At 55.0% G+C, this 11,877-nt stretch carries 8 protein-coding genes; 3 read left to right on the plus strand and 5 right to left on the minus strand.

The features are described from left to right. Positions 1 to 37: 37 nt before the first annotated feature. Together KW842_RS10595 and KW842_RS10600 are read right to left on the minus strand one after the other, a co-directional pair. Positions 38 to 1,675 carry a glycoside hydrolase family 43 protein gene (locus tag KW842_RS10595; RefSeq protein ID WP_218304047.1) on the minus strand — a complete coding sequence of 546 codons (1,638 nt, stop codon included), beginning with the start codon at positions 1,673 to 1,675 and terminating at the stop codon, positions 38 to 40. Next, positions 1,672 to 2,922: an MFS transporter gene (locus tag KW842_RS10600; protein ID WP_218304048.1), complete on the minus strand. Its 1,251-nt coding sequence runs from the start codon at positions 2,920 to 2,922 to the stop codon at positions 1,672 to 1,674. The genes KW842_RS10595 and KW842_RS10600 overlap by 4 nt, the downstream gene beginning before the upstream one ends. Positions 2,923 to 3,071: 149 nt before the next feature. Between KW842_RS10600 and udk (KW842_RS10605) the strand changes: the two genes are divergently transcribed. From udk (KW842_RS10605) to KW842_RS10615, 3 genes are all read left to right on the plus strand, one after another. Beyond that, a complete protein-coding gene (gene udk, locus KW842_RS10605; protein WP_218304049.1) occupies positions 3,072 to 3,713 on the plus strand; it encodes a uridine kinase in 642 nt (213 codons plus the stop codon). A 231-nt stretch (positions 3,714 to 3,944) separates the two neighbouring features. Continuing rightward, positions 3,945 to 4,586: a uridine kinase gene (gene udk, locus KW842_RS10610; protein ID WP_218304050.1), complete on the plus strand. Its 642-nt coding sequence runs from the start codon at positions 3,945 to 3,947 to the stop codon at positions 4,584 to 4,586. A 1,088-nt stretch (positions 4,587 to 5,674) separates the two neighbouring features. Further along, a complete protein-coding gene (locus KW842_RS10615; RefSeq protein WP_218304051.1) occupies positions 5,675 to 8,272 on the plus strand; it encodes a DEAD/DEAH box helicase in 2,598 nt (865 codons plus the stop codon). A 314-nt stretch (positions 8,273 to 8,586) separates the two neighbouring features. Here the strand turns inward: KW842_RS10615 and KW842_RS10620 are convergent, their stop codons facing one another. From KW842_RS10620 to KW842_RS10630, 3 genes are all read right to left on the minus strand, one after another. Further along, positions 8,587 to 9,807, minus strand: coding sequence for a HEPN/Toprim-associated domain-containing protein (locus tag KW842_RS10620; RefSeq protein WP_218304052.1), 1,221 nt, complete (start codon positions 9,805 to 9,807; stop codon positions 8,587 to 8,589). A gap of 208 nt (positions 9,808 to 10,015) precedes the next feature. Further along, entirely contained in the window at positions 10,016 to 11,356 is a 1,341-nt protein-coding gene (locus tag KW842_RS10625) for a type II toxin-antitoxin system HipA family toxin (protein ID WP_218304053.1), read from the minus strand. Beyond that, positions 11,356 to 11,661, minus strand: coding sequence for a helix-turn-helix domain-containing protein (locus KW842_RS10630; RefSeq protein WP_218304054.1), 306 nt, complete (start codon positions 11,659 to 11,661; stop codon positions 11,356 to 11,358). Before KW842_RS10630 ends, KW842_RS10625 begins: the two co-directional genes overlap by 1 nt. Positions 11,662 to 11,877 lie beyond the last annotated feature (216 nt).

Consider the following 11,877-nt stretch of genomic DNA (forward strand, 5'->3'; position numbering starts at 1 on the left):
GTGACGCCTCCCGCCAACACTGCCGAAAAACCAGCGCCTAAACAGCAAGCTTCGGATTGACGCAATACGGCCGCTCGCGGTACTCGAAATAATCGAAGTCCGCATGCATCAGCGTGCCGGCCATGTCCTGGCACGCCACGCCCACAAACGCACCGGTAAAGTTGGGCTGTCCCGGTGCATTCGCCTCGTCCGACAGGATGCTGGCATCGAATATCTGCGGCAGCCACTGCCATGCCCCGCCGTCAACGCGATAAGCGAAGTACAGCCGCTCCTCATCCACTTCCACCCGCAGCTCCACTGGCCCTGGCGGCAGCGGAATCGGCGCGGTAAAGGTATCGGTCTGCACATGGTTGGGCAAACTGGTCATCACGCGCAGGTGCTTGCCTGCCACCTCATCATTGCTGATGTACAGGTAGTGGAACTTGGCGGCGTTGTAGTAACACACCAGGCCGGCCTGTTGCTGATAATGTGCCGGCTCGAACTCCACCAATGTCGCGGCGCTGTAGCAATGCGATTGCTGGCGCCGCGCCACCAGCGACTGGCGGAACGTGCTGCCCAGGCTCTCGCGGCCATACAGGCGCAGATAACCGGGACGGTCGGTCAGGCTGAACAATTCTTCCGGCCATGGCGTGCGCAGCCACTGGAAGGCAATCGGCAACACGGGCGCATCAAACTCTTCCCGCTGCGGCGCGGGATCGAAACGATGCTCAGGCAAGCCCGGCGCGGCCGCCTGCAACTCCGGCGTGCCTTGCCCGTCGAGGGTGCGCAGCCAGCCATCCTCGCCCCATACCACCGGCTGGATCGCCGTCTCACGGCCCAGCGTGCACACGCCGCGATTACGCAGCGGCCTGCCGCACAGGTAGACCATATAGGTCTGCCCATCCCGCGTCTCGACGATATCGGCGTGGCCGGCGCGCTGCAAACCAGCGTCCGGACGGTTGCGCGAGCTCAGCATCGTCTGCTCCGGATGCAGCTCGTACGGGCCTTGCAGATTGCGCGAGCGCGCCATCGTCACACCATGGTTCCAGCCGGTGCCGCCCTCGGCGGTCAGCAGATAGTAGTAGCCATTGCGCTGGTACAAATGCGGCGCCTCGGTCAGTCCATGCGCCGTGCCCTTGAAGATATTCTCGCGCTGGCCGATCAGCTTGCCCTCCGCTACCGAATACTCCTGCGCCACGATGCCGTTAAAGCGATTGCTGCCCGGACGGTGATCCCACAGCTGGTTCAGCAAATACTTGCGGCCATCGTCATCATGGAACAGCGACGGATCGAAACCGCTGCTGTTGAGGTAGACCGGATCCGACCACGGTCCTTCGATTGTCGGGCTGGTCACCAGATAGTTGTGGAAATCACGCAGCGAGGCACTACCGGTCGCGCCGCCGGTGGAGGTGCGGCCGTAGCGTTTGACATCGGTATAAACCAGCCAGAACAAACCATTGGCATACGTCAGGCATGGCGCCCACACGCCGCAGGAATCCGGCGCACCCAGCATATTCAGCTGGCTGGCGCGCGTCAGGGGACGCGTCAGCAAACGCCAGTTGACCAGATCGCGCGAATGATGAATCTGCACGCCGGGGAACCACTCGAAGGTGGAGGTCGCAATATAATAATCATCGCCCACGCGGACGATGGACGGATCGGGATTAAAACCCGGCAGGACAGGATTCTGAATCATGCTTGTTTCTCTTGTACCAAAGTCCACAACAGCACCGCCGCTACCAGATCCAGCACCGCCAGGCTGATGAAGAACGGGGTGTAGCCGACCGTCGCCATCAGGCCGCCGATCAGCAGCGAAAACACCAGCAGGCCGAAATTGCCAAACGTGCCGCACATGCCGGCCACCGTCGCCACCTCATTGCGGCGGAACAGATCGGAGGACATCGTGATCACCGTGACCGACAAGGTCTGGTGCGCAAAGCCGGCCAGGCTCAGCAAGGCAATCGCCGCATATGGGCTATCGACATAACCGACAAACGCCACGCCCATCATCATGGTCGCCCCCAGCGTGAACGCGCCGCGCCGCGCATTGATCAGGCGCACGCCGCGCTTTTGCAGCGCCAGCACCACCATCGGGCCAAACAGGCAGCCGAGGTCGGCGGCCAGGAACGGCAGCCAGGCAAACATTGCAATCTGCGCCAGATCGAAATGGCGCACCGTGGTCAGATACAGCGGCACCCAGAACGACAGCGTGCCCCAGGCCGGATCGGCCAGAAAGCGCGGCAGCGCGATGCCCCAGAAATTGCGCATCTTCAGAATGCTGATGATCGACGGCCGCTTGCCGTCGCCTTCCAGATGCTGTTCCTGGCCTGCGGCAATGTGCTCCTTCTCTTCCTGCGACAGGCGGCGATGGCGCGCCGGCGCGTCGTACAGCAGCAGCCACATCGCCACCCAGATCAGGCCGAGCGCACCGGTAATCACGAAAGCGGATTGCCAGTTGTAATACAGAATCGCCCACACCACCAGCGGCGGCGCCAGCATCGATCCGAACGATGCGCCGATATTGAAGATGCCGCCCGCCATGCCCCGCTCCTTGGCGGGGAACCATTCCGACACGGCCTTCATGCCAGCCGGATTGGCCGAACCTTCCGCCAGTCCCAGCAAGCCGCGCAGCACGGCCAGCGTCTGCCAGTTGGTCGCCATGCCGTGCAATATGCAGATGATCGACCAGGCGGTGGCAAACATGGCGAAGCCGAGCTTCAGCCCGATCACATCCAGCACATAGCCGGCCAGCGGCTGCAGCATGATCGCGCCCTGGAAGGCGGCGGTGATGTATGAATATTCCTTGGTGCTGATGCTGAGCTCAGCCAGCAGCGTCGGCGCTGCGACCGCCAGCGTGCTGCGGGTCAGGTAATTGATTACCGCCCCCAGCATGATCAAGCTGATCATCCACCAGCGTAGTCCCCGTATTTTTTTATTAAGCATGATTGCGCTAACATTTTGTAATGGGTGCAACCATAGCACAATATTTGTGCGAAATGATTGCGCTATCGCGAAGTTTTTCAGGGGGCGATGCAGGGGGCTGCAATGCCCCGCTCCCTGTCGGTCCAGCCGCGCTTCCGGTATCATTTGGCATGCAAAATATTTCCTTCCAACCGTTTATCATTGGCGTCGCGGGCGGCAGCGGCAGTGGCAAATCAACGGTGTCCCAGCAAGTGCTCGCTTCGTTTGGCGCAGAGATGGTGTCGGTCGTCATGCAGGACGACTACTATTGCGACCAGACCCACCTCACTCCTGAAGTCCGCCGTCAGCAGAATTACGATCACCCGCAGGCCTTCGATTGGCCATTGCTGGTCCAGCACGTCCAGGCCCTGCGCAATGGCGAAACGATCGCCATGCCGGAGTACGATTTCACGCGCGACAACCGCTCGGACCGGACCATTCCCGTCAAGCCCGCGCCGGTGATCGTCATCGAAGGCCTGTTCGCCCTGTATGACGAGGACTTGCGCAACATGATGTCGCTGAAGATTTTTGTCGATACCGCCTCCGACATCCGCTTCATCCGCCGCATGCAACGCGACATCACCGAACGCGGCCGCTCGGTCGAAAGTGTGGTCGGGCAATATCTGGACACCGTGCGTCCGATGCACAAGCAATTCATCGAGCCGACCAAGCGCAACGCCGACCTGATTATTCCGCATGGCGCGAATGGTCCGGCGGTCGATATGATCACCACCAAGGTAGCCAGCGTCATTGGCCAGTTGAAACGTCCTTAAATCGAGCGTAGCAGTGCTGAACATCAACGTTTCTTCGCTGCTCACGGCCATGACACTCAATTTGTTGATCATGACCGTGGCGCTGCCGTATTTCGCGGGGTAGGTGAAGCGTGCCGCGCGCGGCGAGGAATTCTGCGTGCTGCTCACCTGTGCCGATTTCTCTTCTGTACGCTCGCCGGCCAAGCGCAGTCGCTATCTGTCGCTTAATTCGCGCTTCCTGTATCATTCGGCATGCATAATATTTCTTTCCAACCGTTTATTATTGGCGTCGCAGGCGGTAGCGGCAGTGGCAAATCCACTGTGTCCCAGAAGGTCCTGGCTGCGTTTGGCGCCGATATGGTGTCGGTCGTCATGCAAGACGATTACTACCTCGACCAGACTCACCTCCCCCCTGAAGTCCGTAACCAGACCAATTACGACCATCCACAAGCTTTTGAATGGTCGCTGCTGGTGCAACATATACAAGCCTTGCGCGCTGGCCAGGCGATCGAGATGCCAGAGTACGACTTCACCATCCACAACCGTTCCGACCGCACCATCCCGGTTAAGCCGGCGCCGGTGATCGTGATTGAAGGCCTGTTTGCGCTGTACGACCCGCAATTGTGCGACATGATGTCGCTGAAGATCTTCGTCGATACTGCCTCGGACATCCGCTTTATTCGCCGTATGCAGCGCGATATCACCGAGCGTGGCCGCTCGGTCGAGAGTGTTGTCAATCAGTACCTGGAAACCGTGCGCCCCATGCACAAGCAATTCATCGAGCCAACCAAGCGCAACGCTGACATCATCATTCCCCACGGCGCCAATGGCCCGGCGGTGGATATGATTACCACCAAGGTGGCTAGCGTGATTGGGCAGCTGAAGCGCTCTTGATTTTAAATAGTACCTACGGGAAATTTTATAGGCGCTGCACGCAGCGCCTTCGGCGCGCCACCGCATAGCGGTGGCAATCGGACGATTCGGAGCGGCTCGTCCCAGCAGGGGCGATGCCTTCGAATCCCCCGCGTGAGCCCTGCAGGGGGGGGGGCTCACTTCTCTCCGCCATGAAACAAATGCAAAAAGGCCACCCGAAGGTGGCCTTTTTTACATTTGTGTTCCTGGGAGAGGGGGAGTCCTATCTCAGCAGTAGGCCGCTCTAAATTAGGCTTCCCAGCGAGTCAGACTCAGATTTCACCCCAATCGCGCCCCCAAATCGCATTGTTCAAACAATATTTTGATAAATGCACTCAGCAGTAGAATTTTATGTAATAAATTCGACAAACAGCCAGTTAATATAAACTTAATCGCAGAATAAATTGCTTGTGACAACCCGATTTTTAACCAGAAGTCATTGTGGCCACAGCGTAATGTAATAAACCTTTTTATATGTTCTAAGCCGCAATAGAAACGCTAAATGCTACAGAAGCACAACTAAACCTTGAGGGGGCTGCGCGTAATTCCCGTTCATCCGCAGGTTTGCTTTGGTAAAGCGTTCAAGGCGTGCGCAACGCTGATGCAACAGGCACGGACCTATTTTATCGGCAGGCGTCCTTGACTACGGCATCAATGTCGGCCACTCCTACATCATCCTGCGCTGCTCCGCAAGGAATTGCACGCTGTCATATGCACTCGCAACCTTGTCCTTGGGTGCGTGCGCCAATTGGATCAGGTATCTTGGGATGGGTTTCCAACGAGCCCAAGCGCTGATTCGTATCAAGCGTCCAGCAAACTAGAACGATGCGAATAACTGAATTGGTGGCGGATTTTCCTTGATCCTGACGGAATCGAATCCACTATGACCCAAGCCATCTAAAAATCCTTCTTGATCCCCTTACGCGGCTCATGTCGCTAGTATGGTTCCAAAATTTTCTTACTGGTTAATTTTGGCTACCTTAAGGAAATTATAATTGGTAAAAATACCAATCTAGTTCACTATAGAGCAAATAATTGATAGTCTTCCTCACTTCCAGGATATTGCTCTCATGGCATTTAAAAAACTCACCACTCAGGCGACCGTGCCCGACAGTCCGGACCGTCTATTTCTTGACCTGCCGCGTCGAAAATTAGCTAGCTTGTTCGATCACCAAGGGCAGATGCTTCGTAACTACGCCGCAAAAGCCATTAAAGCTTCGGACGTTGCACTGCAGCTCCCTACAGGCAGCGGTAAAACGCTCGTTGGGTTGTTGTTGGCAGAATGGCGTCGGCGCAAGTACGGCGAACGTGTCCTCTATCTTTGCCCCACACGGCAACTGGTCAACCAAGTTGCTGAAGAAGCGTCCCAGAAATATGGAATAACGGTTCAGCCATTCACCGGCGCACGGAGGGACTACAGCCCGGATGCTAAGGCAGCTTATGAGGATGCGAATCGGGTCGCGGTAACCACCTATAACAGTCTGTTCAACACAAACCCGTACTTTGAGAACCCAGACGTCATCATCGTTGATGATGCCCATGCTGCTGAAAGCTACATGGCAAGTCAATGGACAATGAGGATCGATCGCTACGAGGAAAAAGACGAGGTACTTCATAAGGCGGTCGCCGCAGTACTGAAACCACTGCTTTCGACGCAGAATTATTCGCGACTGCTTGGAGTCTGGGAAGGCGTGGATGATATGTCTTGGACGGATAAAATTCCGACCCATGAACTTGTCCAGATCGCAGATGAGCTACGGGCAACGATCAACGCCAATGTTAGCGAGTCTAAGCAGCGGTACACGTGGAAGATGCTGTCGAACCATTTGCATGCATGCCAGCTCTACGTTTCGTCCAGTGAGATCATGCTTCGACCATTGATCCCGCCAACGTGGTCTCACGCGCCTTTTATCGGGGCAAAACAGCGGATTTTTATGTCTGCCACACTTGGTGCTGGTGGCGATCTCGAACGGCTCACCGGGCGCCCAAGCATTATGCGCTTGCCGATTCCTGAAGGCTGGGACAAGCAAGGCATTGGCCGGCGGTTTTTCCTGTTTCCAGAGAAGTCGTTGACCGAGGATGAGACTGTTGAATTGCGTCGTCGCCTGATGCGTAAGGCGCACAGAAGCCTCGTTCTTACACCGAGCAAAGCAGAGGCGGACGCTGTGATAGAGGATGTAAAGGAAAATTTGAATTACGCGACCTTCACCGCAGCCGACTTGGAAGTAAGCAAGACCGAATTTACCGGCTCGCGTAACGCCGTCGCGGTGATAGCGAACAGGTATGATGGTATCGACTTCCCCGAAGACGACTGCAGGCTGCTATTCGTCGAAGGACTGTCGCGCACTACAAACTTGCAAGAGCGTTTTCTCATCAACCGGATGGGCGCCAACCTTCTGTTCAACGAACGCATTCAGACGCGCGTCTTGCAGGCCATCGGTCGATGCACACGCGGGTTGAATGATTATTCTGCTGTGGTTGTGACCGGCAATGAACTCCCTGCTTATCTTACAGACCGCGAGCGCCGGACCTATTTCCATCCTGAGTTGCAAGCTGAGTTACGGTTCGGGCTTGAGCAGTCCACTAATATGACCGCAGATGAATTCCTGGATAACTTCGATATTTTCTTGGAACATGAAGAAGCATGGGAGGACGCCAACGAAGGTATTCTTGAAGTGCGTGCAGCAGCGACTCAGAAGATTTTCCCTGCAATGGATCAGCTAGAAAACGTGGTAAGCCATGAAATCGCTTGGCAGGCCGCGAGCTGGAATCAGGACTATGAGAAAGCCTACGATGCCGCACGTGAGGTGCTTGGCGGGCTGAATCACGCAGAACTGCGAGGATATCGGGCCTTGTGGCATTACCTGGCCGGATCATCAGCGGAAGCCGCTGCGAAGGCTGGAAATTCTGGTTTCGATACTATGGCGCGTACGCAGTATAGAAAAGCCAAAGAGGCCGCCAATGGCATTCCTTGGTTGATTACTCTCGCTCGGGGAGATACCCCCTCTGGTCCTGATCGTGACGCTGACCAGGACAGCACAGTGCTCATGCAGGTTGAGCAGTTGGAAGCTCGGCTGGTCAAGCTGGGGACACTACATAACCGAGACTTTTCTGCGCGCGAAAAAACGATCAGGGAGGGGCTTCAAGATGGCGAGCGCTTTGAGCAAGCCCAAGTTCTTCTCGGCGAGCACCTTGGCTTTTCCGCAGGTAAGCGTGAGGAAGATGCATCGCCAGATCCATGGTGGATGGTTGGTGACATCGTAATTGTTTTCGAAGACCATGCAAATGCCAAGGGCGAATCTACAATCGTGGATGCTACCAAGGCTCGCCAGGCAGCCTCACATCCTAATTGGATGCGGGAGAATGTGCCAGGCTGCAAGGATGCTCGAATCCTTCCGGTGTTGGTCACGCCTGCCAAACGAGCAAAAGAAGGCGCTATGCCTAGCCTGAAGCAGGTAGCTCATTGGGACGTGGTGCAGTTCCGCGAATGGGCTGAGCAAGCTCTCATAGTCATCCGTGACCTCCGCAGGGACTTCCGGCAACAGGGGGATCTGATGTGGCGTGCTCAAGCTGCACAAGCTTTGACCGACAATCTTATCGCTGCCCCAGTGCTGCTTACTTGGTTAGAGGCCCGCCCAGCAAACGAACACCTTACCAGCGTGTCGTAGACGAACCAGGATTGATGGCTGCGAGGAAGAAGATGTTTCTTTCTCGCTGTCGTTCATAACCCAGTAGGAGCTGGTCCATATTTACGCAGTAATTACTTAACCAGCACGGTCTAGAATTTGCAGCCGCTAGTCAGAGGAAACCCTAGAGCCGGCCGATATGACTGCCCCTCCATCAAATTTGACAGCCGGGATGCTTTTCCTGACTGCACGTCAGGCAACCGTATCGGCCTTATCTGGCCCCGTCAGTGTCATGAAATGGATGCATTCGCTCCGCAATTTGAGTACATTGCTCAACGAGAGTATCGAGAACCAATCTATTGGCCAGCCTTGATGGATTCAAGGGACGCGTTGTAAAACGCTGCAGCATATGTTTCCTTGTAATCTAATGTCCCGTGATAAACCTGCTGCTTTTCCTTGTAATTTGTCCATGTGACTTGCGGTGGTTTGCGATCGTTGAGTCGTAAGTCCAGGTAGCACTCGATTGCTGCCGCTCGGCCGTTTATATCCACATTTGAAACGCCTTCAGGCCCGCATGCGGAAAAACTCCTAAGTTCCTCTATATCCGGCAGAACCATCGCCGCCATGTTAGGCGGCAATGCATGCCGCAACAAGCTTTGATGAGCCTCTCGACCTTCAGCATCATTATCGAAAACGAATACTGCCCGGTTGTGTACATCTATTTTGGCAAGCCCTTCGGCAAACTTTCCCAAACTGCCGGCACCGGAAAATGAATGCCAATCTCCAGCGTCTACGAATCGGAAGAAATCCTTAATTTCGGGATGAAGAAATTCAATGGCGCGCTTCAGGATGCTTGTGTCGGATTTCCCCTCTGTCCCTACCAGGTAAGTTTGCGTTCTTCTTGCGCATGCGATGAATTCGTAGTCATCCGCCCAGCCAGCCTCTACAAAATTTCCATAATCCCAAACAACGTTTAGATCCAAATTTTCGGGGTTTTCAGCCAGGACACGTAGTATCGAATAAGGGGTAAGGAACCCCAGTAGATTTCCGAAGTGGCTCCTCTCAGAGTGCCCGCCAGTGTCACGATAGGAACCTCCTTCTGGAAGTTGTTCAATTGCGGGATCGTGCGCGAAAACTCCTTGCTTAGCTATATGTTCTTCGTCGTAATTCTTCACGTACTTATCACTTAGCCTGGCTACCGAATATCTTTTAATGAATAGGATGAACTGTTCAAAGCTTATTGGTTGCTGCTTTTCCGATGGATCAAGTTCGTGTGCGATCAGGCGCGCATCCATATCACTTTTGACGACACGGGAATAGTCAGCTTTCACTGTGCCTAAGGTGTAGCCAAGAAATTCAAGACGAGGGACCATTGATCGCAATGACCGGCAAAAGCAGATTTCACCTACCTCCAGATCATTGATCGCTGTAGATTCGGCGTTGCCGTCGATCGGAAATATTTTTGGAAGTCGACGACGGTCCGACTCTTGAAATAACATCCCATGATCAATTCCTACATCCATCGAATTGCAGGTTAGTAAGATGTCTCCAACGGTCAAAGTGATAGGCGTACTCATTGATCTCCAGTTTTTCTCACGTGATTGCGGGCATCAGAGATATCTCTCTCCTTGCTAGGAGATCTGTCCAGGATTGATACAGATGGCTGTGTGCGCATATCCTGTTGGCCTTCCTAGGTCCGCTTCGCGTTAGGTACGAGAAGCCAAGTATCCTCGACTCTCGTTTTGGCCCACTGGGAAATCTCGGACTTAGATTGGCATAGCCACATTATCTGGGCTTCGAGCGCTTGCGGATTGATTGCGCTGTCTCATTTAACTCCACGACCTGACCGTGAGCAAGCACGGCATTAACCTGTACCTGCTGCCGTTCAGCTTCGTCAGCAACACTGAAACAGCCCGCGAGCGTATGGATGTCGCGTTGTGCAATGCCTGCTTCCCGGAATTCGTCCCGCCAGGTGGAGGCGATGTCCTTCACTTCGCGAATGATCTCACGTGCTTCAGGCTGCGTGAGCAGAAAGCGGCCGCATTGGGAGAGTGCGTTCGCCATAGTGCTTGCAGGTCCGAATTCACCGACACCAATGCTCTGTGGTCGGCCGGCCGCTTCGATATGGGGGACGATATCGAAAGCTGGAGAAAGACTGTACTTACCAGGTTGGAGCATCAGGAAAGCGTGATTGCGTAAGTGATCATCAACATTACCCACCATGATGTTGAGCACCATGCGCCGGTACAGCTCATGGGCATCCGCGCGCGCATCAGCCCCGTAGGGCCGCAGTACCTCGGCGATTCCCGCGTATGAAAAGCTGGTCACGTACTCGCGACCGTCTGGACTGAATGGCTTCGGATCGAGAAAGCTGTGCGCACTTGCATAGTGAACGCGGCTGCCCTCCACCCGATCAAATCGATCAATAAGCAGAACAGACCGGTTTAAAATCTTGATGAGCTCGAAACTGGGCACATTGATACCTGCCCTAGTCGCCAGTCTCAGCGTTGCATATTCTGCGGCCGGTACGTCGAATAGATCATCTGGCCGGCTGAACTTCGCAATGTGTTCTGTGCCGTCGTGTATGACAACCGTTTTAGGACGGACGCCGCCTAAGCCACTGCCGGGGAAAAGTAGGTGTGCCGTTTCTGCATCGATTCGCACCGCCGGATCGGCAGTGTAGGCCTCCATTTCTCGCAACGCTCTCGCTGACAGTGCACGCGAAGATTGGATGTCATTCTTGAGCTGCGGTGGCGTGTGGGGATCAGTGGAGAACCCAAGGCAGCCCGAACCGTGATGGAGCGAACTTAGGAACCATTCAACGGCGTTCTGCGGCGCGCGGCGATTGGATTCACGCAACAGCTTGAGGGTGAGCTGGGCCCCCCAGGCGTTAGGACCGGCATCGGAGAAAATGCCGTACGTCCCGTCTCCTCTGCGGGGGATCGCGATTTCATGCGTTTGCAAGGGCACATGTATTGGATCAAGCGAAAACGCACCCAAAGTTTGCAGATATCGCAAACCATATCCGAAGCGCCCGTTGCCATGCGCATCAAGTCCAAAGCGTCCGATCGGAATCGAAGCTTCGGGATTGGAGCAGTCGAAGACTATACAGGACTCGATCGCCATTAGAAATCTCGCTCAAGAGGCACATCGTCGCCCGAGCGCAAATGCGCAGGCGTATTTGGCTGGCTGACGAGCAATTCGACACCGGACAGTTCCCGCAACGCCTCAAGCACACTCAAAAAGACACCGATGGAAACACCAGGATCGCCGCGTTCGAGGCGGGTAAGTGTTTGCCGGTGTACGCGGCACGCGCTTTCTAAATCGACCAACGAGCGCTTCTGTGCTTTTCTAGCCGTGCGAATACGCTCACCAAGACGCTGAGCAGCACTCTGGACAGCAATAGAATTAAAGGTTTGATCGTGTCGCATGATTGATAGTGATAAGACAGATGGCTCTCATGCTATCATCAATGTCGCTTAGATACATCAAAAACATAGGAAATGATGTTTCTAAACGTCTTTTTTCATGACAGTATTGCTTTTAAGTAAAAATACCGTATGGATTGACAGTGGCGGCCGTGCGTGCTACGCTGGGCGCGCTTCGCGCAGCAACACAACAACACGCGCCCAGCGTAGCACGCACGG

Source organism: Duganella sp. sic0402 (assembly GCF_019219065.1).
Classification (GTDB): domain Bacteria; phylum Pseudomonadota; class Gammaproteobacteria; order Burkholderiales; family Burkholderiaceae_D; genus Rugamonas.